Genomic DNA, 23,723 nt, shown 5'->3' with positions numbered 1-23,723 from the left:
GTCCGGGTTTTTGGGGAATCCGACATGTGTTCCGTCGTGGCGGAGCAAGGTGTGAATAGTAAATGTCTGCGATGTTGCCAGTTGGTCAGGATTGCAAAAGAAATCTAATACGAGTGGGTCTTCCCATTTGGTTTGCGTGGCCTTTCCAAGGTCTTAGGAGAACAAGTTATGACGAAGACGATTGATTTTAATGATCTATCTGGTGGTACGATTGTTGATAATGAGTACCAGTCTGCGGGTGTGACTATTCAGGCTTGGACGGCTGGTGGTGTTGGAAATCGGGCGATGATTTTTGACACGTCGAACCCGACGGGTGGTGATTACGATCTTGCGACGTCGAACTTGGGCAATGCTTTGATTGTGTCGGAGGATGGCGACAGCCACGATCCGGATGATGCGATTGGCGGGACATTCCGGTTCCGTTTTGCGGATGGCGCTGATCTGAAGTCTCTGACTTTCCTTGATAACGAAGAAGGTGCGACGGTTCGTTTCTACAATGAACATGGTCAGCTGATTGCGACACGTCAGATCCCGACGACGGGTGACAATGGTCAGTACATTGCGACGTTTGATGTTGAAGGCGTTTATACGATGGACGTGCAGCTGCACGGGTCGGGCGCTGTTGATAATCTGGTTTATGATGACATTGGTCCTGATCTGGACGGCACGGTTGAAGGCACGGCTGGCAACGATGTGATTGACGTGAACTACGACGGTGACCCGGATGGTGACCGTGTGGACAATAACGATGCTATTTTGGCAGGCGACGTGGGCGACGACGATTTGATTGTTGCGGGCGCTGGCGATGATCTGGTCAAAGCCGGGAACGGTGATGATCTGGTGTTTGGTGGCACAGGTCACGACACGCTGATGGGCGAAGACGGTGATGATACGCTGTGTGGTCAGGACGGCGACGATGTGCTGTTTGGCGGCAATGGCGACGACATCCTTGAGGGGATGAACAACAACGATCTGCTTTACGGTGATGCGGGCAACGACGACCTGTATGGGGACGCGGGCACGGACACGCTGTTTGGCGGGTCAGGCGATGACCTTCTGAAGGGCGGCGCGGGCAACGATATTCTCGTTGGCGATGGTGCGGATACTGCAGGCACGACAGAATTCCTGATCGATTGGGATCAGTTGGGATCTGACGGCAACCAGACGCTGACGGTTGATGGCCAGTCTGTGAACGTCAGCGTGGGCACGCCACAAAGTGCGGGCGGCAAAGAATGGTTCGTCGAGAACGGCATGCTCAAAGCGTGGGACGTGACAGAACCGACCACAGCGGACATGCATTTTGACACCGAAGTCTCGAACGTATCGTTCACGCTTTTGGACGTGGATGCGCTTGATAAGATTACGATTATGGCGAAGGACGCACAGGGCAACCTTGTTGAGGTCCAGTTCGAAGATACGGGCGTTCACACAGTGAACGGCAACATGATTATTGGGTCCCAGACGAATGCTGCGGGCCCGGGTGCAGATAACAACGGCCAGGATGTTGAAGTGACCATTGCAGGTCCGATCCAGCATCTTTGGATTGTTCTGGATGACGGTCCGGAGCGGGATTATTCCGGCACGGTTGCAGTCACAGACATCACGTTTGAAATCCCTGCGATTGCAGACGGTGTTGACGGCAACGATGTCCTGATGGGCGGCGCAGGTGATGATGTGCTGCTGGGCAATGGCGGCAACGACAACCTTGACGGCGGTATCGGCAACGACACGCTGGAAGGTGGCGACGGCGATGACCGTTTGTTTGGCAACGACGGCGACGACACCCAGTTTGGCGGCGCGGGCAACGACGTATTGGGCGGTGCTGATCGCGGCAACGACGTGTTCTACGGCGGCGACGGCGACGACATGGTTGAAGCCTCTTACGGCAACGACACGATCTACGGCGATGCGGGCAATGATAACCTGTGGGCGTCTGCGGATAACGATCTTGTTTACGGCGGCACAGGCGACGATAGCGTCTACGGCGGCCACGGTCAGGACACGGTTTACGGTGACGCGGGCAACGACACGCTTTCCGGCGGATCAAATGACGACACAGTTTACGGCGGATCCGGCAACGACGTGATCGAAGGCGACGCGCTGTATAAAGACGATACCGGTGCGGCTGGTAATGACGAACTTTACGGCGGTGCGGGCGACGACACCATCAACGGCGGCGCAGGCGATGACCTGATCTGCGGTGATGATGAAGACGGGGCCACGGGCCGCGTTGATCAGCTGACACTGCAGTGGACCGAAGCTTTGCCAGCGGGCACGGCCCTTGGTGCGACGCAGACGGTTGCGGTTGACGGCATGAACGTCACGATCGGTTTTGCGCAAGAAGACGAAGGTGCGACAGCCGACGTTGAAAACACAGCGATGTATGTGGAAGCGGGCGAAGCGTTTGATCCGAACTCCGGTTTGCACCTGCACGGTCTGGGCGGCGAGGGCGGTGTTGATAACACGTCCACCACGACACTGAGCTTTGCATCAAATGATGCAGCGTACGGCGACGAAGTGCAGGACGTGTCTTTCCGGATCAACGACATTGATAACGGGACTGATGCGGACGACCACATCGATATCGTGACAGTGCGGGCCTATAACGCGGCTGGCGAAGAGATTGCGGTCACGATCACAGCTGAATCCGGTGCGCAGATCATCAACGGCAACACAGTGACGGGTGGTGTTGAGCACACAGATGGCGTGACACCAGCGGCACAGGCCGGATCGGTTCTGTTTGAAATCGCAGGCCCTGTTGCGCGGATCGAGATTGATTACGACAACGGCGAGACGACAGATCAGCGCGTTGACGTGTCTGACATCAACTTCTTCACAACCGCATCCGAGGGCACATCCGAGGCTGGCAACGACGTTCTGAACGGGGACGCCGGCGATGATGTGATCTACGGCAAAGGTGGTGACGATGTCATCACGGGTGGTACTGGCGCAGATGAAATCTATGGCGGCGACGACGCGGATACGATCATTGGCGGTGCCGGTGATGTGGTCGATGGTGGTGCAGGCGGCGACGATAACGACGTGCTTGACCTGACGGGTCAGGGATCGTTCATCCTGACAGGTCCGGACGGCACAGGTAGCCCGATCCCTGATAGCAACGGCAATGGCCTTGATGGTCAGGTTGTGTTTGTGGACGCCGATGGCAACCCAACAGGCGAGACGATCTCCTTCACCGAAATCGAAGAGATTGTGGGTGATGAGGTCACGAACTTTGACCCTGATGCGCTGGATGATGTTGTTGATGCAACCGAAGACGGTGTGTCCGATCTGGGCAACGTGCTGGACAACGACACGGACGCAAATGCGGGCGACACGCTGACAGTGGGTGCTGTGAACGGGGACGAGACACTTGTCGGCACACCTGTTGAAGGGTCTGACGGCGGTCTTGTCACAATCAACCCGGACGGGACTGCATCCTTTGATCCAAACGGCGACTTTGAGGCGCTTGGGGAAGGTGAAACAGCTACAACAACAGTGACGTACACGGTTGATGACGGCAACGGCGGCACCGACACGGCGACTGTGACCATCACAGTGACCGGTACAAACGATGCGCCAGATGCGACGGCGGATGTTTACACACAAGATCAAGACGCAGACGGTAGCCCTGCGATTGGCAATGTCATCGGTGACAACACAGGTGCGGGCCAAGACAGCGATCCTGAAGGTGACACGATCCGTGTGACGTCTGTGACGAACGGCACAGACAGCGCTGATATCACAGATCCATTTGGTGCCTTTGGCCAGGGTGTGACTGTTGCGGGCGACAATGGTGGTCTGGTGACGATCAACAACGGCGGCAACATCTACTTTGATGCCAATGGTGAGTTTGACGCATTGGGTGAAGGCGACACAGCCACCACCACAGTGACTTACACACTGACAGACGAGAACGGTGCGACTGATACGGCGACTGTGACGATCACTGTCACGGGTACAAACGATGACCCTGTTGCGGTAGCTGACACGGGTGACGCGACTGAAGACGGTGTGACCGATCTGGACAACGTGCTGGGGAATGACACGGACGTTGACGGCGACGATCTGACGGTTGGTGCGGTGAACGGCGATGAGGCACTTGTTGGCACGCCTGTAGCGGGCGACAATGGCGGTCTGGTCACGATCAACGAGGATGGCACAGCCAGCTTTGATCCAAACGGTGACTTTGAAGCATTGGGTGAAGGCGAAACAGCCGAGACCACAGTGACTTACACTGTGACGGATCCATCAGGGGCCACATCAACCACTACGGTGACTGTGACAGTGACTGGCGTGAATGATGCGCCAAATGCTGTGGATAGCGCTTATGTGGTCTCGCAGGATGAAACATCCGGCGATGTGGATGCCAATGCGATCACTGACGATACAGGTGAAGGCGCGGACAGCGATCCTGAAGGCGATGATCTGACAGTTGTGCGTGTGGACAACCAGACTGGTAACGTGGGCAACGCGGTTGCTGGCGACAATGGTGGTCTGTTCACTGTGAACGCAGACGGGTCTGTGGACTTTGATGCCAACGGCGAGTTTGACGATCTGGGCGCGGGCGAAGACGCGACCACAACGATCACTTACACCATCGCAGACGAGAACGGTCTGGAAGACACAGCGACTGTGACCTTTACGGTGACTGGATCGAACGACGGTCCTGTGGCCGTGGCGGACGATCTGACAGCGGGTGAAGATGATCCTGCGGGCGTGATCGGCAATGTGCTGGACAACGACTCTGATCCGGATGGTGATCCGCTGACAGTGGGTGCGGTGAACGGCGATGAAACGCTTGTTGGCACACCTGTTGACGGCTCTGACGGTGGCTTGGTCACGATCAATCCGGACGGCACGGTTACATTCGATCCGAATGGCGACTTTGACGATCTGGGTGAGGGTGAAGAGGCCACAACAACGGTCACGTACACTGTGACCGATCCATCCGGTGCAACATCCACAGAAACTGTGACGATCACAGTGACGGGGACAAATGACGCGCCAGTGGCTGTGGCGGATACGGACACAACCGATCAGGACACTGTCATCGATCTGGACAACGTCTTGGGCAACGACAGCGATCCGGAAGGCGATGACCTGACGGTTGGCGCGGTCAACGGTGATGAGACCCTTGTCGGGGCACCTGTTGCAGGTGACAACGGCGGTCTGGTCACGATCAACGCCGATGGCACTGCCAGCTTCGATCCAAACGGCGACTTTGATGATCTGGGTGCAGGCGAAACCGCTGACACCACAGTGACCTACACCGTCACGGATGAAAACGGTGCGACAGACAGCACAACAGTGACTGTCACAGTGACGGGTACAAACGACGGCCCAACAGCAGTCGCGGATACGTTTGACGCTAATGAGGACGACGTGACCGATCTGGGCAACGTGCTGGACAACGACAGTGATCCGGACGGTGATCCGCTGACGGTTGGTGCGGTGAACGGGGATGAAACCCTTGTTGGCACACCTGTGGACGGCTCAAACGGTGGCTTGGTTACAATCAACCCAGATGGCAGCATCAGCTTTGATCCAAACGGCGACTTTGAAGACCTTGCCCCGGGTGAAACTGCTGAGACCACTGTCACATACACCGTGACTGACCCGTCAGGTGCGACATCCACGGAAACTGTGACCATCACAGTGAACGGCGTGAACGACGGCCCTGATGCGACAGACAACGCCTATGTGGTGTCCTTGACAGAGACTGCGGGCGATGTGGACGGAAACGTCATTACGGGTGACACTGGTAACGGTGTGGACAGCGATCCGGAAGGCGACGCCCTGACGGTTGTGGCGGTTGACGGTGACGCGGCCAACGTTGGCAACGTGGTTGCGGGCGATAATGGCGGCACATTCACGATCAACGCTGACGGGACTGTGGACTTTGACGCAGGCGACGACTTTGACGATCTGGGTCTGGGGGCGACACGCGACACGTCTGTCACCTACACGATCGTTGATGAAAACGGTGCGACAGACACGGCAAACGTGACCTTCACAGTGACCGGCATCAATGACGGGACAGTCCAAGGCACCGATGGTAACGATGTGATCAACCCGAACATTCCTTATGTGGATGCGGATGGTGACATCGTTGATGCCGGCGACGGTATCTTGCCGGGTGACGAAGGCACAGACAACGACGTGATCGAAGGCTTTGGTGGCGATGACGTGATCTCGGCGGGTGCCGGGTCGGATGATGTGTTTGGCGGTGACGGCAACGACACGATCAATGGCAACCAAGGCGACGACAACCTGTTCGGCGGTCAAGGCGAAGACACCATCAACGGTGGTCTTGGCAACGACACCATCAACGGTGGTGCGGACGACGATCAGCTGAACGGCCAGGATGGTGACGACACCATCGCGGGTGGTGCAGGCAACGACAACATCAATGGCGGTGCAGGTGACGATGAGCTGCGCGGTGGGTCAGGCAATGACATCATCGAAGGCTCTGAGGGTGAAGACACCTTGTTCGGTGGCACAGGTGACGACGATCTCTGGGGAGGCCAGGATGATGACACCGTCATCGGTGGTGCCGGCAATGATACTGTGGCCGGTGAAACTGGCGACGATGAATTGCACGGCGGCCTTGGCGACGACACGTTCTTTGGCGGTGCAGGCAACGATGTGATCGAAGACCGTGAAGGCAGCGACACAGTCGATGCAGGCGACGGCGACGACATCATCAACGTGGGCTCGACCCAAGGGGATGAAGCGCCAGACGTGGGCTATCCGGAGCAGCCATCTGCGACGATCCCGGGTCTTGTGTTCCCGGGCTATGATGCGGACGAGGATCCAAACGACGACAAAGACTTTGTCGACGGCGGGGCTGGCAACGACATCATCAACACAGGTGATGACGACGACAGCATCATCGGTGGGTCCGGCAACGACACGATCAACGCAGGCTTTGACGACGATACTGTTGACGGCGGCACAGGCGATGACTTCATCGAAGGTGGCGAAGGCAACGACGTGATCGAAGGCGGTGCGGGCGACGACACCATCTACGGTGGTCTCGAAGATCCACTGGCCGATGCGGTCAGCTTCCCGGATGACGAACCGGACGCCGCGGGCTTCCAGGATCTTGTTCCTGAGAACAACGGGGACACGATCTTTGGCGGTGACGGCAACGATACGATCTTCGGCCAAGACGACGATGACACGCTGTTTGGTGGCGCTGGCAACGACGTGCTGGACGGCGGCGTGGACGACGACCTTCTGGTTGGCGGCGACGGCGACGATGTTTTGATCGGTGGTCAGGGCAACGACAGCATCGATGGCGGAACTGGCGAAGACACGATCTTTGGCGGTGCCGGCAACGACGACCTCGAAGGTGGTCTGGGCAACGACACGATCGACGGTGGTGAGGGTGAAGACCTGATCTACGGTGGTGAGGGTGTTGATGACCTGTCCGGTGGCACAGGCTCGGACACATTCTTCGGCGGTAACGGCGGTGATGTGGTCACGGGTGGCGAAGACGCTGATGGCCAGGACATCGATGTCCTCGACCTGACTGGGTCGAACGTTGACCGGATCGATTACGTAGACGGCGACCCGGAAGCAGGTACGGTGACGTTCCTCGACGGGTCCACGATGACCTTCTCGGAAATCGAAAACGTCATCCCGTGCTTCACACCGGGCACATTGATCGCGACACCAAAAGGCGAGCGTCTGGTCGAAGAACTGCAAGTCGGCGACCGGATCATCACCCGCGACAATGGCATCCAGGAAATCGCATGGATGGGCCACAAGCCGATGTCAGGCCAGCAGCTGGTGCAAAACCCGCACCTGCAGCCTGTTCTGATCAAGGCAGGGGCACTGGGCCACGGTCTGCCGGAACGTGACATGATGGTGTCACCAAACCACCGCGTGCTTGTGTCGTCAGACAAAACGCAGCTGTACTTCGAAGAAAGCGAAGTGCTGGCTGCAGCCAAGCACATGGTCGGCGCGGAAGGCATCCACACGGTCAACGTGATGCAGACAACTTACGTGCACTTCATGTTTGAGCGGCACGAAGTGGTGCTGTCAAACGGGGCATGGACGGAAAGCTTCCAGCCAGGGGACTATTCCTTGAAAGGTATCGGCAACAGCCAGCGGAACGAAATCTTCGATCTCTTCCCTGAACTGCAGTCCAAAACCGGCCTGGAAAACTACCAGTCAGCACGCAAAGCGCTCAAAAAACACGAAGCAAAACTCCTGCTCAAATAAGCGCAAAAACAAAAAACACAAAAACAACGCCCGCTGGATACAAAAAAACAGCGGGCGTTGGCACGTGGGGAACAATTATTTCAGATGCGCTGAATTGTTTCGTAACCCAACGTCAAAATTAGCCAAAACCCATAAAACAAGGCAAAACGTTGCCCCTTGAGTGGCATCCGGACTTATTCCCCCTGTATTTTCTAAGTGAGCTTAATAGATAGAGCCCAATCGCCGCACTGCAGCGGACATAGATATGCACGATGGGGAACTATCATGGCTGAGATCAACGGTACTTCAAATACAGACGTCATTCAGGGCACATCCGAGGATGACACCATCAATGGCTTTAATGGTCAGGACACGATTTCTGGTGAAGGCGGCGACGACAGCATTTTGGGCGGCGACGGCGACGATATCCTTTATGGGGATAACGGCGAAGGGACAGCGCCCGGCTCTGATGCAACCCCGCTATCGCTGAATATCAACAATCTGGTTAGCGACACTTCTTCGGGCAATGACAACGCGCAGGTAGGTGATGTGGCCGTCTATGCGAATGTTGCGCAGTTGGATGATGGGACGCAGGTGTCTGCACGCTTGATCCTTGTTGGAACGTCTGATCCTGATCTGAACATTGATCTGTCTGGCGGACGTGGCTACGAAATTCTACTGAACGCCCGTAACGGCACGACACCAACGGATGGCGGCGAAACGGCTAGTTTTCGGATGGAGTTCTTTGATCCAGCGACAGGCCAGCCAATTGCGCTGAATTCTACGGCGACATTCAACGATCTGGACCGCAACAGCGCCGGCGATCAGGAAAGCGTCACACTGGACGCGGATAGCTTTAGCGCCTTTGGCACAGCGGCTGATACGTCTTTGCTGGTCAGTTCAGCGCCCGGTTCCGTAACAGCAGCTGGTGGCGAGGCGAATAGCCCCGACGACCAAGACGCATGGTTTAGCGCTGAATTCAGCGACCGGACATTTATCGAATTTACGCTTGAGACACGGACGACTGGGTCTGGTTTCACTATGAATGGTGATCTGATCGAAGATGCGGTCGTGACACCAATCGAGCCGGGCAATGATGTGATTTCTGGCGGATCTGGCCAAGACACGATCTTTGGTCAGGGCGGCAATGACACTTTGATGGGTGACGACGGCGACGACAAACTGTTCGGCGGCGCGGGCGACGATGTTCTGGACGGTGGTCAAGGCCAAGACGTATTGGAAGGCGGCGAGGGCGCAGATACGCTTAACGGTGGTACAGGCGACGATCAATTGTTTGGCGGTGTGGGCGAAGACGTGCTTGTGGCAGGTCCTGACAACGATCGTTTGTTCGGTGGCGACAATTCAGACCTGTTTACTATTGGTGGTGCTGGCAATCATGTGATCGTCGGCGGCGAAGACGCGGACGGGTCTGACGTTGATGTGCTGGACCTGACCGCTGGCTTGGGCACCGCATACGCGGATTTCAACCTGATCCGTGATCCAAATGATGCTGAGGCAGGGCGTGTCGAACTGCTGGATGCAAACGGGAACATCACGCGGCGCGTGGAATATTCCGAAATTGAGAACGTCGTGATCTGTTTCACGCCGGGCACCAAGATTGCGACGCCAAAGGGCGAAGTCGCTGTCGAAACCCTGCAACCAGGCGACAAGGTGTTTACGCGAGACAACGGCATTCAGGAGATCACGTGGGCGGGTAGCCGGACTTTGTCTGGGGATGAACTTGTGCAATCACCGGATTTACAGCCTGTGTTGGTACGAGCCGGATCGCTGGGTGCAAACGTACCAGAACAGGATCTGCTGCTGTCACCAAACCACCGTTTGCTGTTGAGCGGGCAACGCGCCGCACTGCACTTTGAAGACACCGAAGTCTTTGCGGCTGCAAAGCACATGACAACTGCTGACGGCGTTGATCAGGTGCAGTCCAGCGGCGTGACCTATATCCACCTGATGTTTGAACGGCACGAAGTGATCTTGTCAAACGGCACATGGACCGAAAGTTTCCAACCGGGTGATTATGCTTTGAAGGGCGTTGGCACGTCCCAGCGCAACGAAATTTTCAAGCTGTTCCCTGACTTGGCACATCTTGCGACGGAAAAAGCAGGCTTTGGTTCGGCACGTCGCGTGTTGAAGAAACACGAAGCGGCCATTCTGGCAAAACACTAGCGTCCAGTGGCGCGACGCCACGCGGCCCAGTCTTCGGGTGTGTCCAGATCAAGAAGGGCATGCTTGTCCGGCAATGGGACCAGACAGGTCTGGTCTTTATTGGCCTTGAGGATCGGCGCGCCGCCTGTGTCGCCAGATAGATCGGCAAATGCGGGTCGTAAACTTGCGTCAAAGATCACGGGATGTCCGGGTTTGCCTGCGTCCGTTGCCCCGCGCCAAATCAGATGATCGGGGCGCTCATCGCGTGTCGTCAGCATTGTTTCCAAGTCCGCGGGCGTCAGAGCTGCCAGATCAGCCAGCAGCACCATAAAGGCAGGACAGTCGGGTAGGGCGGCGACACCTGTTCGCAATGAAACTGCCATACCATCCGCAGCATCCGCGACGATGACAGCGCGTGCAGACGTGCCTGACAGGAGTGCCGCGCGGGGATGATCAGGTCGTGGTAACGTGACAAAGACGTTGGGAGACACCTGTCGTCCCGCGTCAATCTGACGGCGCAGTAAAGCCACGCCGTCGATCTTTTCCAATAGTTTATCCGTCCCGCGCATCCGTGATGACTGGCCAGCGGCAAGGATCAGGATCGGGAGCGTCATTGGTGCGCCTTACGGGATGATCCGCGTATATTTGGTGCCTTCAAGCGTTGCACCGATGCGCAGACCTGTTTGGCCAAACACAACGGCAATCACAGGGGACAGCGACGTGGTTGTTTCGGCGCGCAATGTCTCGCCCTGTGAACTCAAGGCGTATTCAAGGTCTGCACCAGCTGCCCAACCGGGCGACTGGCGGAACTCAACAAGCGCTTCTTGTGTCATGAAGAACAACACATGGCTGAATTGTTGTGCTCCGATCTGAAGCCCCGCAGACCCGGACGTTGAAGAATAATAATCAACGGTTGAAGGGCCAACGCGCAACGCCCCGCGCCCGAATGATCCGCCCACACCCAGACCCAATTCGGTCACAAGGGGCATGATCAACTGACCAGCTGATCGTTGTGCCAGATCACGGGTGCCTGGATAGGTTTCGTACATGAAGGCCAAGGTGCTATCGACGCGCGCGTCAATTGTTGCGGCCCCGTTGGTGCCAATGCCATTGCCGCAGGCCGCCAAGGTTGTCCCTGCCAATGCCGCGAGGCCAAACTGCCGTCTGGAAAAAGTGCTCATATGTCGCCTCAGTTGTTTTTGATGACCCGTTTCTCGGGCCTTGGGCGTTATCCTAAAGGGAAATAGCTGTGCTGTCACCTGTAAGATCAGTCATCGGTGCGTTTGGCGGGCGTTGGATTTGGGATCTTGCAGATCCCAAGCCTTCGGCGAGGATATTTGGAGCCAAAAGAAGCAGGGTCGCGGTCTAGCCGTTGAGAAGGCGCGCGATTTGCGGCGCAAAGTAGGTGAGAACCCCGTCGCAGCCCGCGCGTTTGAACGCCATCATCGATTCCATCATGACTTTGTCGCCATCAACCCAGCCGTTTTGTGCGCCCGCTTGGATCATCGCGTATTCGCCGGAGACTTGGTAGGCGAAGGTCGGCACGCCAAATTCGGTTTTCACGCGGCGGCAGATGTCCAGGTAGGGCATGCCCGGTTTGACCATAATCATGTCTGCGCCTTCTTGCAGGTCGCGTTGGACAAGCCGCATCGCTTCATCACTGTTGGCCGGATTCATTTGGTAGGTGTTCTTATCGCCTTTGAGGGCTGCGGATGCGCCCACCGCATCGCGGAAAGGACCATAGAAGGCGGAGGCATATTTGGCGGTGTAAGACAGGATCGTAACGCCTTGATGTCCCTCAGTTTCGAGTGCTTTTCGGATCGCGCCGATACGCCCGTCCATCATGTCTGACGGCCCAAGGATATCAGCCCCCGCATCGGCCTGTGCCAGTGCCATTTTGACCAAGGCATCGACCGTGCGGTCGTTCACAATCACGCCGTCTTCGACAAACCCGTCGTGGCCGTTGATATTGTACGGATCAAGGGCGATGTCGGTCATCACGGCAATCTCGGGGGCCGCGTCTTTGATCGCGCGGATTGCTTGGTTGGTCAGGTTATCGGGCGACCATGCTTCTGCGCAATCCTCCGTCCGGCTTTCCATGCCCGTGTATGGAAACAGGCAGATCGCGGGAATACCAAGGTCTTGCGCTTCCTTCGCTGCTTTCGCCACACGGTCTACAGTCCGCCGCACAACGCCTGGCATGGATGCTACAGGCGTTTCATCATCCGTGCCTGCCATCACAAACACAGGCCAGATCAGATCATCCACGGTCACCGTATTCTCGCGCATCATTGCCCGCAAAGCCGGGGTTTGGCGCATCCGGCGCAGACGTGCGGCGGGAAATGGAGGTACAACTGGTGTCATGATCGGGCCTTTCTGGTCACAGGTTCTTGGATACATCAAATTCGGCCCTTCACAAGTCTGGGCATCCATGAATGCGCCCGCTAGTGTCGCCAAAAATAACACCTGCGCACGAGGCTGCCACCCGTGAATTGGACTGAAGCCCTTTTCGACGTCATTGATATGCGATCGTTCTCCAATCTTTGGTATTGGATCGGAATCGCTGTGCTTTGGTCATCCATGAGCCATTGGGTTCTGGGCGTGCCGTTTGACCTGATCCAACGTGCGCGAAAACGGGGTGGCGAGGCCGAACAAGACCTTATTGATATCGTCCGTGTGAATGTGAACCGCTTATTGGGCATCGCGCGGTTTTCGGGGCCTTGGCTTTTGATGTTCGTCAGTTTTGCAAACACTGTTTTGTTTGTGCTGGCTTTTTTCTACTGGATCGAATTTGCCCAAGCGCTGCTTTTCATCGTATTTCCGTTAAGCATCGTAGGGGCTGTCAGCCTGTCGAGCGCCCAGAACATCGAGACCAATGCGACAGACGCACAGTCGCTTTATAAGATGTTGCTGCGTCACAGGCTGTGGACGCAGATCATCGGGATGGTGTCGATTTTTGTCACCTCGATGTACGGGATGTACCATAACTTGACGGTTCCGTTCTGGTAGACAGTTGACAAGCCCTTCACGCGGGGTAGGTCAGTCGTCATGTCAAAGTCTCATCACATCACGATCGCTGGCGCACCCGAAGGGTTCGACGCCCAGCTGATCTTGCAGGAAATCTCAAAGTCCGGCGGTCCCGTTGTGCATATTGCACGCGACGATAAGCGGTTGGCTGCGATGGAAGCGGCCCTGCGGTTCTTTGCGCCCGATATGCCCGTGTTTACGTTCCCGGCATGGGACTGCTTGCCTTATGATCGCGTTTCTCCGAATGCAGATATTTCGGCGGCGCGGATGGCCACGCTAGCCGCACTGTCACACGGTATGCCTGCCAAATACGTTCTGTTGACGTCTTTGAACGCGGCGGCCCAGCGAGTGCCACCACGATCTTTGCTGCGTGAGGCGGCGTTCAAGGCGACGGTCGGCGACCGGATTGATGAAAAAGGCCTGCGGGCGTTTTTGGTCCGCATGGGCTTTACCCAGGCCCCTACAGTGATGGAGGCTGGCGATTACGCGGTGCGCGGCGGGATCATTGATATTTTCCCACCAGGCCAGTCAGGACCGATCCGTTTGGATATGTTCGGTGACGTTCTGGACGGCGCGCGGCGGTTCGATCCGGCGTCGCAACGGACCACCGAAAAGCTGAAAGAGATCGAACTGGCGCCTGTATCCGAGGTGATCCTTGATGATGCGGCGATCACGCGGTTCCGGCAGAATTACCGGATCGAATTTGGGGCCGCTGGCACCGATGATCCGCTTTATGAAGCCGTTAGTGCGGGCCGCAAACATGCGGGGATCGAGCATTGGTTGGGCTTTTTCAACGACGATCTTGAGACGATTTTTGACTACACTGGGTCCGCGTCGATTACATTGGATGATCAACTGACGCCGTCGCGGATCGCGCGGTGGGACAGCATCGTGGATCAATACGAGACACGGATGCACGCCCTGTCGCAAAAGGGCCGCGTGGACACGGTTTATAAACCGGCACCGCCTGCGCTGTTGTATTTGGATGATGCTGCTTGGTCTGCAGGGGTGGCCGACAAGCGTGTCGTCCAATTCGCGCCATTGCCGCAAGCCACAGGTATGGGTGTCGTTGATGCTGGCGGTCGTATTGGTCGTAATTTTGCGCCAGAACGACAAAGCGAAACGATCAACCTTTTCAGTGCGCTGGCGGATCATATTAAGGCCAAGATGGTGGATGGTCCGGTTGTCATTGCCAGCTATTCGGAAGGTGCACGTGAACGCCTGACAGGCTTGATCGAAGACGAAGGCATCGGCGAAGTCATTCCCGTCAGCGACCATAGTCGTGTCGGTAAGTCCGGCGTGCATTTGGCGGTTTGGCCGCTCGATCACGGGTTTACTGCGCCCGGAATGACGGTGATTTCCGAGCAGGACGTGCTGGGTGATCGGTTGATCCGTACGACGAAACGCAAGCGGCGTGCCGAGAATTTCCTTTCAGAAGCCAACAGTCTGAACATCGGCGATCTGGTGGTGCATGTGGACCACGGGGTTGGTCGGTTCAAAGGCATGGAAGTCATCACGGCTGCCGGTGCTGCCCACGAATGCCTGCTGATCGAATATGCAGAGAGTTCAAAGCTTTATCTGCCAGTCGAGAATATCGAACTGCTGTCGAAATACGGCCACGACGAAGGGCTGCTTGATAAGCTTGGTGGCGGTGCATGGCAGGCGAAAAAGGCGCGTCTTAAGGAACGAATCCGCCAGATTGCTGAACGTCTGATCCGTGTCGCGGCGGAACGCGAATTGCGAACGGCACCATCGCTTGATCCGCCAGAAACACTTTGGGATCAGTTCCTTGCGCGCTTTCCTTACGCTGAAACGGACGATCAACTGTCGGCGATTGAAGATGTGCTAGACGACCTTGCGTCGGGCCGTCCGATGGACAGATTGATCTGCGGCGATGTTGGTTTCGGGAAAACCGAGGTCGCGATCCGTGCTGCTTTTGTCGCTGCGATGTGCGGCGTCCAAGTTGCGATTATTGCACCGACGACATTGCTCGCGCGGCAGCATTACCAAAGCTTCGCGGAGCGGTTCCGTGGTTTCCCGATCAACGTGGCCCCATTGTCGCGGTTTGTTACTGCAGGCGATGCGACGAAGACGCGTGACGGGATTACCAAGGGCACAGTTGATATTGTTGTTGGCACACATGCGCTTCTGGCCAAATCCATCCGTTTCAAGAACCTTGGTTTGTTGGTGATCGATGAAGAGCAAAAGTTCGGTGTGCAGCACAAAGAACGGTTGAAACAGTTGCGGACGGATGTCCACGTTTTGACATTAACTGCGACGCCTATCCCGCGGACATTGCAACTTTCTTTGTCCGGTGTGCGCGATCTTTCGATCATTGGTACGCCGCCCATCGACCGGCTTGCCATCCGCACGTATGTGTCCGAATTTGATACGATCACGATCCGCGAAGCGCTGTTGCGTGAACATTACCGTGGGGGGCAGTCGTTTATGGTTGTGCCGCGCATCAGCGACATGGCCGAAATGGAAGATTTCCTGAAGCGTGAAGTGCCTGAGGTCAGCGTTATCGCGGCCACCGGACAGATGGCGGCAGGTGAGCTCGATGATCGGATGAACGCGTTTTACGACGGCAAGTATGATGTGTTGTTGGCAACGACGATTGTGGAATCTGGTCTCGATATTCCAACGGCCAACACGATGATCGTGTGGCGCGCCGACATGTTTGGTCTGTCGCAGCTTTACCAAATTCGCGGGCGTGTTGGGCGATCTAAAACCCGCGCTTACGCCTATCTGACGACTAAACCGCGCCAGAAACTGACCGATACGGCGCAAAAGCGTCTGCGCGTGCTGGGGTCGCTCGATAGCCTTGGGGCAGGGTTCACGCTTGCGTCGCAAGACCTTGATATTCGTGGTGCGGGCAATCTGTTGGGCGAAGAACAATCCGGTCAGATGCGTGAGGTCGGGTACGAGCTGTATCAACAGATGCTCGAGGATCAGATCAACGCGATCAAATCCGGCGCCGCTGAAGGGATCATCGACGACGGCGAATGGTCGCCGCAGATTAACCTCGGTGTGCCCGTTCTAATACCAGATGCATACGTGCCTGATCTGGACGTTCGTCTAGGGCTGTATCGACGTTTGTCTGAACTGACGACAAAGGTTGAATTGGAAGGTTTCGCCGCCGAGCTGATCGATCGGTTCGGGAAACTGCCGAAGGAGGTCAACACGCTGATGCTGGTCGTGCGGATCAAGGCGATGTGTAAGAAAGCCGGAATCGGTAAGTTGGACGCGGGACCAAAGGGTGCCACGATCCAGTTCCACAACGATAAATTCGCATCACCTGAAGGGCTGGTTGCCTTTATCCACGACCAAAAGGGGCTGGCGAAGGTGAAAGACAACAAGATCGTTGTACGACGCGATTGGGCCAAGGACCGTGACAAGATCCAAGGCGCATTCAACATTGCACGGGATCTGGCCCAAAAATTGGCAGACGAACGTAAGAAAACGAAGGCCTAGGTTTCACCGGGCCGTTTGATGAGCGTGGTAAGCCATAATGCAGCGCTTGCCATCACAAGCGTTGCGATGCCCATTGGTAGCGGCGTTCCGTCGTATAGCAGGGCCGTAGGTGCGGCCAACATGACTGCGCCAACGGTGGAAAACGCGGCGATAACGGACGCAGCGAGGCCCGCAATGTGGCCCATTTCCTCCATCGCCAGGGCATTCAGGTTGCCGATGGTCAGGCCGACTTGGAAAAAGTTGCCGATCACCCAGATAAGATAGGTCCCGAAGGCGATCCAGTATGGCGCGTCAACGGTCGCCGTTGCGACCATGACGAGGGTGAGGCCGATTTGCGCAATGAACATGCCTTTCACCATCGCACGCATCCCCAACGCGCCAACGAGACGCGCGTTCAGCAGTGATCCAGTTGCGGCCAACACGGCAATCACCGCAAACCATAGATGGAAATGTTCGCCTTGACCGAAGGTTTCATCAAACACCTGTTGGGTGGTCGAAAGGACCGTGAACAACATCCCGAAGGTCAACGTTTGTACGAAGATGGACAAGCGAGCGGTGCGATGGGCGAACATCTGTTTAGTAGCGGCAAGCATTGACGCCAACCGGACGGGGCGACGGTTCTTCGGATCAAGCGACTCGGGTTGTCTCAGATAAAGCCAGAGCGCCGGAAGCGCGGCAAAGATGCCAAACGCGATAAAGATACTGCGCCAGCCAGCGCCAAGAATGATGTAATGCCCGATCGTCGGTGCCAATGCGGGGGCGAGCGAAAACACTACCATGATAAACGACATGATCCGCGCCATGTCGCGGCCGTCATATAGGTCGCGGGTCATTGCGACTGCGGCGACCCGTGGACCTGCGGCCCCAAGTCCCATGATAACGCGGCCGAACAAAACGAATTCTAACGTGTTGGAAAGCCACGCAATTGTGGTGCCGATGATGAACAGAAAAACGCCACCGATGACGACTTTGCGGCGGCCAATTGAATCCGACAAGGGACCCGTAAAGAATGTGCCAAGACCCAATCCAAGGACAAAGCTGGTGATGATCAGCTGCACCTGATTGGGGTTTTCAGGCGACAGGTCTTCCGCGATTTCAGGCAATGCAGGCAACATCGCATCAATCGAAAACGCGGTTGTGGCCAACGTCATTGCCATCAACCCGATAAATTCGGGCTGCGATAATCTATTTTTCGGAGCAGCCATTTAGCGGACTTTCTTCATGTAATTTGCCGCGTCTTTGCAGCGATCCGTGGGCTATTCAGCCACGTCGAGTTGGCTTTGAATGTCTTTGATGACTTGGACCCAGGTTTCAGGCGGCTGTGCGCCGGGGACTGCATGTTGATTGGCCACAATAAACGTAGGCACCGAATTCACGCCCATCTCACGTGAATGCGCATCGCGTTTGCGGATATCGTCGATGTCGTTGTCTGTTTCCAGCAGTTTGGTGACAAGTGCGGCGTCCATTTCTGCGGTGTCCGCGATGTCTGCGAGAACTTCATGATCGCCGATGTCGCGGCCTTCGATGAAGTAGGCTTTGAACAACAGATCCACCACAAAGCTTTGACGTTGCTCGATGCCCGCCCAATGGATCAGACGATGTGCGTCGATAGTATTGGGCGTCTTTTTCATCGCCTCAAAATTGATCCCCAAGCCGATCTTTTCCGACATCTCCACGATTGGGGCGTAAGCGCGCACAGCACCTTCTTTGCCGCCGAACTTGCGTTCAAGATATTCACGCCGGTCCATTCCGCCTGCGGGCATGTCGGGGTTCAGCTGGAACGGGTGCCATTCGATGACAAAAGGGTGGTCGGGGAAATCCAACAGGGCTTTGTCCAGATTGGCCTTACCGATGTAGCACCACGGGCAGATCGGATCGGAAATGATATCAAGCTTGACCATGTGCGGTCTCCCAGTTTTGCCGCAGCTGGCGGCGGAGTATCTTGTTGTTTGCCCCACGCGGCAAGGCATCAATTTGGATGAATTGACGTGGCACCTTGTAACGCGCGAGATGTTTGGCCGCGAAACCGGCCAGTTGGGCATCGTCTATCACGTCTACGCTGACATAAAAGGCCGTGATGATACTCGTGTCCGCTGACACACGAATTTCGCAGGCCGCGATGTCGTCGATATCGGGGTGGGCGGCCAGCGCGTTTTCGACTTCGATCGGGCTGACACGGTAGCCTCCGGCATTCATCATGTCATCGTCACGTCCGGCGTAATGGATCGCGCCGTCAGGGCCTTTGCGGCCGATATCGCCGGTCAGGAACCAGTCGCCGTCAAATCGCGCGGCGGTTTCAGTTTTTGCGTTGTAATATCCCAGCATAAGGCCGGGGTCGTCTTTGTGGACGGCAATGGTTCCGTTTTGGCCTTCGGCCACTGGATTGCCATCTTGTAGCAGTGCGATGGATCGGCCTTTTTGTGGCCAACCAAGCGCATCTGTCTGCGCACCGGGATGGGCTGAAATGAAGGTTGAGCATTCGGACATGCCGTAGGCCTCGAAAATCGGGGTTCCGGTCGCGGTCTGCCACGCCTTTGCGGTGGTGTTGGGTAGCTTTTCACCTGCTGATAACCCGTGGCGCAGGGACGGTAGTTTCGGGATGTCTGACCTGAGAAGCCTGCGGTAAACCCCCGGTGCAGCTGCAAAAATTGTCGCATTGTGCTTGGCCAGAAGTGCGGGCACGTCACCCGCTGGTGTTCCGTCCTTCGGGATCAATGCGGTAGCTCCGATTGCCCACGGATCCATCAGGCCAGTGCCCAGCGTATAGGTCCAATTGAACGCGCCTGCGTGCAGCACCACATCTTCGGATTCCAAACCATACCAACCGTCCCACATCATACGTCGCGCCCAAATCGCGCGGTGTGCATGAACAACGGGGCGTGGTTTGCCGGACGTGCCAGAGGTGTAGATGATATAGGCCGGACGGTTCGGATCACCCATGTGCGGCTCAGCAGGCGCGAGGCTGCTAAACCCCGCAAGCGCGCTTTGTTCCAACGTTTTCCAAGGTCCGTCTGGTCGGCTGATACCTTCATCGGCTACCACAAGGACCGGCTGGGTTTCATGCGCTATGGCCGTGATTTCGGGCGTAGTCAGCTGAGTTGAAGTAGGAATAGGAACCGCGCCAAGCAAGATAGTTGCAAGGTAGACAACCGGAAAATCTGGCGTATTGCCCAATCGCATCAGAACATGATCGCCGGTCTGCACGCCGTGTGCTGCCAACCCCGTTGCCGTTGTGCGTACCGCCGTGGCGATGTCGTGAAACGTCCACGCGTCAGCGGATGCCGCATCAATAACTTTCAATGCAATCTTTGTCGGCGTTTCATTCGCTTTCCCAAGAACATAGCTTGCCATGTTAAAGTGATCGGGAACGGTCCCAATTGCTGTGTGATAAGGGTGTTGGTCCATAGGAATTTGCTATCCACTGCGGTGCTGCATTGCAAGCCAATGCGCGTTTCGGATACAAGGACGTATGACTGACCTTGATCCCAAAAGCCTAATCCAAATTGCCCGTGAAAACGGAGCGAACGACGAAGGGCAGCCGCTTGATCTAGGGGCGCGGGTGCGTGAACTGCGCAAGGCCCGCGACTGGACGTTGGAACAAGCGGCGAACCAAGCAGGATTGGCACGATCTACGTTGTCGAAGATCGAAAATGGTCAGATGTCACCGACCTATGAGGCGTTGAAAAAACTTGCCGTGGGTCTTGAGATTTCCGTGCCGCAATTGTTCACGCCGCCGTCTAAGGGGCAAGTGAACGGACGCATGGCGTTGACGAAATCTGGAGAAGGGACGCATCAGATCACAACGACCTATGAGCATGATCTGCTGGCTGAAACCTTAACCCAAAAGGCAATGCTGCCGTATCGCGCCCAGATCCGTGCGCGCAGTATGGATGAATTTGACGGATGGGTGCGTCACGACGGGGAAGAATTCCTGTATGTCCTGACGGGGGCAATCAAGCTCTACACTGAATTCTACGAACCGGTAGAGATGAAACGTGGTGACAGCGCCTATTATGACGCTGCCATGGGACACAACGTGGTGTCGGTAAGTGTCGAGGATGCGACCATCCTTTGGGTGACATCGCTGTCTTAATTGCGGCCCATTGGTGTATCCGCGACATTGTCATCGCCGAATTTCGCATCGTCTGAATAGACGTCTTCACCATCAGATACGTCGGCGGTGGTGCTGAGAATACGCGCGTTGTCACGGGTTTCGTCCATGACGGCGTCTGCCGGTTCAGCGCCCATCATCCATTCTTTGAGCATATCGCGGGCAACAACTGTGTCGGCCTGTTCGACCGCGCCAATGTGTTCCACTACTTCGGGCATACGTCCGTCCGTCGCCAGCAGCGTGTCTTCGTTCAGATCAGGCCAGCGCGTCAGCAGGCGGGGTACATAGGCGGTCCAGTTGGTTTCAATCGTTGTCCACTGCATGGGAAACTCCTTTTGCGTTTGGAAGCGTAACCACCAGACGCAGAATTCGTTCCGCCTTGGCGTGGACTTACAGGACGAGGTCGGCTGCGCCCAATGCGACTTGGCCTGCGCCTACGGCTACGTTGCCGACGGTGCGGACTGGGGTACAGGCAGCCATTGCCGCGCCGATAACTGCAACTAAAACGAGCTTTTTCATGTTCTATCCTTCGTAAACAAAGCCCGGCAACAAACGCTGCCGGGCCCTAAAATCGTGATCAAAACGTTGATCGGTTATTCTTCATACCACCAAACGTCAGGCTGCCAACCGGGCCAATCTCCGAAGATCGGCAAGTTTTCAGGGTAATGCAGTTCTTTGGCATGCGCGATACGGCTGATGTTCCACTGATAGATCGGGATCACGTAGCGGCCAGCGGTCAGAACGCGGTCCAGTGCCTTTACAGCCGCGACAAAGTCGTCTTGGCTTTCCGATGTCAGCAAACGCCCAATCATCGCATCCACCGCTTCGGAACTCACGCCCATCAGGTTGCGACCACCGACAGTATCGACGGAATCCATCCCGTAGTAGCTGTACTGTTCGTTGCCCGGCGACAGGGACACGCCACGACGGTAGTACGTCATGTCGAAATCAAAGGCGTCTGTGCGTTCTTTGAACTGGGCGCTGTCAGCCGTGGCTAATGTTGGCGTGATACCAACCCGCGATAGGGCTTCGACATACATGTCGATGATCGCTTGCGGTTCAGTAGCACCCACCTGCAACAGGATTTCAAACGTGAAGTCGTTCCCGTCCGCATCCTTCAACGCACCGTCTTGAACGGTCCAGCCAGCGGCTTCGAACTGTGCGAGTGCTGCACCAATGTTTGCGCGGTTCCGTTCGGATCCGTCTGAGGCGGGCAGGGTGTAGCCTTCCAATGTGCCAGGTGTCAGATCATCCGCGAATGGTGCGAGGAATTCGGCGACGCGCCCCGTTGCCGGACCTTCGTCCATCGCGAGTGGCGAATTGGACCAGTAGGATGTGATCCGTGGCTGTGCTGAGCCGGTCATTGATTCATTGATGAATTCAAAGTTGAACGCATGGATCAACGCATCACGCACACGCCAATCTTTGAACTGATCGCGGCGTGTGTTCATCACAAAGCCGGTCATGCCTGATGGGCGTTCATGTGGGAGGACAGATTTCACAACGTCGCCGGATTCGATGGACGGGAAGTTGTATGTCGTATCCCAACGCGCGACGTTGAATTCGCGGTTCGTGTTAACTTCGCCGACTTTGAAGGCCTCGAAAGCGGCTGTTTCATCCCCAAAGAATTCAAGACGGACTTCGTCGATGTTGTGGACACCGTTCATAAACGGAACAACGTCGCGGCCCCAGTAATCGGGATTCCGCTTCAACGAGATAAAACGACCCGCATCAAAATCGTCGATCACGTAAGGACCGGATGTGATCGGCAGGATGTCGACACCGGATTCGGCGAAATCAACGCCTTCCCACTGGGCTTTTTGCAGAATCGGGCGCAGGCCTGCGAGCAGTGCCAATTCACGGTCTTCGGTGTTGAACGTGAATTTCACGGATCGTTCACCCGTTTGTTCAAGCGTGTCGATCTTGCCGTAGAAGCCGTGGTAGCGCGGGTGGCCAACGGTCCCGAGGGTTTCGAAAGACCAGATCACATCTTCGACGGTCACGGGGCTGCCGTCAGAGAATTTGGCTTCCGGACGCAGCACAAATTCAACCCATTCGCGATTCGGTCCGGTTTCGATCGTTTCGGCCAGAACGCCGTAAAGGGAGAATGGTTCGTCCAAAGAACGGCCCATCAGGCTTTCACCGATCAAGTAACGCATCTGCCAATGAACAGAGCCTTTCAGGATGTACGGGTTAAGGCTGTCGAAGCTACCGACGTTGGCCGTGACGATTTTGCCGCCAGTCGGCGCGTCAGGGTTTGCGTAGGGCAGAGACACGAAATCTGGTGGAAGTGCAGGTTCACCATACATAGCGATGCCATGCTGCGGTTCGGCATGGCCGATTCCCGCAGTAAGAATCAGTGCCGTTGCGGCGCCGATCTTGGAAAGTGGCTTGAAAAACTCTGTTATCATTTTGGTGACAATCCCCCTGGTCCCAATGTGTGTTGATCCTCAGCGTAAACAGGGTTGTCAGGGTTTTCAAACTTTTAGCTTGGACTCGTGCAAGTCATTGCTTATAAAGAAGTCACTGCTCGATAGGTTTCTTGCCTGTATGAAACCTGCCTCAATGACTTACGCCCGCCTTGTGCGGGCGTTTTTTTTGGCCGGGTGGTTTTTTGAATTTTCACATTCCCGTCATGCACCCATTGATTGACCGATGGGTGCGGAACGTTTGGTGTCTTTCGCAGTTGCAGCATGTATAAGCAACACCAAAGATACCCATTATTTCGTATTCAGGAGCT

Annotated in this window: 13 protein-coding genes; 5 read left to right on the top strand and 8 right to left on the bottom strand. The window is 56.1% G+C overall.

Annotated elements, in window-relative coordinates; genetic code table 11:
• Nucleotides 1-168: 168 nt before the first annotated feature.
• The gene (locus K3729_11035; GenBank protein ID UWQ98006.1) at nucleotides 169-8,229 is read left to right on the top strand and encodes a tandem-95 repeat protein; all 8,061 of its coding nucleotides are present in this window, start codon (nucleotides 169-171) and stop codon (nucleotides 8,227-8,229) included.
• Nucleotides 8,230-8,493: 264 nt separating this feature from the next.
• A complete protein-coding gene (locus K3729_11030; GenBank protein UWQ98005.1) occupies nucleotides 8,494-10,392 on the top strand; it encodes a Hint domain-containing protein in 1,899 nt (632 codons plus the stop codon).
• Here K3729_11030 and K3729_11025 read toward each other — a convergent pair.
• From K3729_11025 to hemB, 3 genes are all read right to left on the bottom strand, one after another.
• Nucleotides 10,389-10,985: a nucleotidyltransferase family protein gene (locus tag K3729_11025; protein ID UWQ98004.1), complete on the bottom strand. Its 597-nt coding sequence runs from the start codon at nucleotides 10,983-10,985 to the stop codon at nucleotides 10,389-10,391. The two genes, K3729_11030 and K3729_11025, sit on opposite strands and share 4 nt — an antisense overlap.
• Nucleotides 10,986-10,994: 9 nt before the next feature.
• Complete coding sequence (locus K3729_11020; protein UWQ98003.1) at nucleotides 10,995-11,552, bottom strand: twin-arginine translocation pathway signal; 558 nt, start codon at nucleotides 11,550-11,552, stop codon at nucleotides 10,995-10,997.
• Between the two features lie 184 nt (nucleotides 11,553-11,736).
• Nucleotides 11,737-12,735, bottom strand: coding sequence for a porphobilinogen synthase (gene hemB, locus K3729_11015; protein UWQ98002.1), 999 nt, complete (start codon nucleotides 12,733-12,735; stop codon nucleotides 11,737-11,739).
• A 123-nt stretch (nucleotides 12,736-12,858) separates the two neighbouring features.
• On the opposite strand from hemB, the gene K3729_11010 reads away from it, so the two are divergent.
• Complete coding sequence (locus tag K3729_11010; GenBank protein UWQ98001.1) at nucleotides 12,859-13,380, top strand: component of SufBCD complex; 522 nt, start codon at nucleotides 12,859-12,861, stop codon at nucleotides 13,378-13,380.
• Between the two features lie 39 nt (nucleotides 13,381-13,419).
• Nucleotides 13,420-16,872: a transcription-repair coupling factor gene (mfd, locus tag K3729_11005; GenBank protein ID UWQ98000.1), complete on the top strand. Its 3,453-nt coding sequence runs from the start codon at nucleotides 13,420-13,422 to the stop codon at nucleotides 16,870-16,872.
• Here the strand turns inward: mfd and K3729_11000 are convergent.
• The 3 genes from K3729_11000 to K3729_10990 are packed head-to-tail and all read right to left on the bottom strand — an operon-like array spanning nucleotide 16,869 to nucleotide 20,277.
• On the bottom strand, nucleotides 16,869-18,077 hold the full coding sequence (locus tag K3729_11000) for a multidrug effflux MFS transporter (GenBank protein ID UWQ97999.1): 1,209 nt from the start codon (nucleotides 18,075-18,077) through the stop codon (nucleotides 16,869-16,871). The two genes, mfd and K3729_11000, sit on opposite strands and share 4 nt — an antisense overlap.
• A gap of 51 nt (nucleotides 18,078-18,128) precedes the next feature.
• The gene (locus K3729_10995) at nucleotides 18,129-18,773 is read right to left on the bottom strand and encodes a DsbA family oxidoreductase (GenBank protein UWQ97998.1); all 645 of its coding nucleotides are present in this window, start codon (nucleotides 18,771-18,773) and stop codon (nucleotides 18,129-18,131) included.
• A complete protein-coding gene (locus K3729_10990) occupies nucleotides 18,760-20,277 on the bottom strand; it encodes an acyl--CoA ligase (protein UWQ97997.1) in 1,518 nt (505 codons plus the stop codon). Before K3729_10990 ends, K3729_10995 begins: the two co-directional genes overlap by 14 nt.
• Before the next feature lie 64 nt (nucleotides 20,278-20,341).
• Between K3729_10990 and K3729_10985 the strand changes: the two genes are divergently transcribed.
• The gene (locus K3729_10985) at nucleotides 20,342-20,965 is read left to right on the top strand and encodes an XRE family transcriptional regulator (protein UWQ97996.1); all 624 of its coding nucleotides are present in this window, start codon (nucleotides 20,342-20,344) and stop codon (nucleotides 20,963-20,965) included.
• Here the strand turns inward: K3729_10985 and K3729_10980 are convergent.
• On the bottom strand, nucleotides 20,962-21,306 hold the full coding sequence (locus tag K3729_10980) for a hypothetical protein (protein UWQ97995.1): 345 nt from the start codon (nucleotides 21,304-21,306) through the stop codon (nucleotides 20,962-20,964). The two genes, K3729_10985 and K3729_10980, sit on opposite strands and share 4 nt — an antisense overlap.
• 270 nt (nucleotides 21,307-21,576) lie before the next feature.
• Nucleotides 21,577-23,394 carry an extracellular solute-binding protein gene (locus K3729_10975; GenBank protein UWQ97994.1) on the bottom strand — a complete coding sequence of 606 codons (1,818 nt, stop codon included), beginning with the start codon at nucleotides 23,392-23,394 and terminating at the stop codon, nucleotides 21,577-21,579.
• Between the last annotated feature and the right edge of the window lie 329 nt (nucleotides 23,395-23,723).

Source organism: Rhodobacteraceae bacterium S2214 (assembly GCA_025141675.1).
In the GTDB taxonomy this organism is placed as follows: Bacteria; Pseudomonadota; Alphaproteobacteria; order Rhodobacterales; family Rhodobacteraceae; genus Yoonia.
The sequence above is the reverse complement of the archived record's forward strand: the minus strand, read 5'-3'. Positions and strand labels throughout refer to the sequence as shown.

Excerpts from the sequence above, each read along its gene's own strand:
- K3729_11035 (UWQ98006.1), top strand. The coding sequence starts at position 169 with ATGACGAAGACGATTGATTTTAATGATCTATCTGGTGGTACGATTGTT.
- K3729_11030 (UWQ98005.1), top strand. The coding sequence starts at position 8,494 with ATGGCTGAGATCAACGGTACTTCAAATACAGACGTCATTCAGGGCACA.
- K3729_11025 (UWQ98004.1), bottom strand. The coding sequence starts at position 10,985 with ATGACGCTCCCGATCCTGATCCTTGCCGCTGGCCAGTCATCACGGATG.
- K3729_11020 (UWQ98003.1), bottom strand. The coding sequence starts at position 11,552 with ATGAGCACTTTTTCCAGACGGCAGTTTGGCCTCGCGGCATTGGCAGGG.
- hemB (UWQ98002.1), bottom strand. The coding sequence starts at position 12,735 with ATGACACCAGTTGTACCTCCATTTCCCGCCGCACGTCTGCGCCGGATG.
- mfd (UWQ98000.1), top strand. The coding sequence starts at position 13,420 with ATGTCAAAGTCTCATCACATCACGATCGCTGGCGCACCCGAAGGGTTC.
- K3729_11000 (UWQ97999.1), bottom strand. The coding sequence starts at position 18,077 with ATGGCTGCTCCGAAAAATAGATTATCGCAGCCCGAATTTATCGGGTTG.
- K3729_10995 (UWQ97998.1), bottom strand. The coding sequence starts at position 18,773 with ATGGTCAAGCTTGATATCATTTCCGATCCGATCTGCCCGTGGTGCTAC.
- K3729_10990 (UWQ97997.1), bottom strand. The coding sequence starts at position 20,277 with ATGGACCAACACCCTTATCACACAGCAATTGGGACCGTTCCCGATCAC.
- K3729_10985 (UWQ97996.1), top strand. The coding sequence starts at position 20,342 with ATGACTGACCTTGATCCCAAAAGCCTAATCCAAATTGCCCGTGAAAAC.
- K3729_10980 (UWQ97995.1), bottom strand. The coding sequence starts at position 21,306 with ATGCAGTGGACAACGATTGAAACCAACTGGACCGCCTATGTACCCCGC.
- K3729_10975 (UWQ97994.1), bottom strand. The coding sequence starts at position 23,394 with ATGATAACAGAGTTTTTCAAGCCACTTTCCAAGATCGGCGCCGCAACG.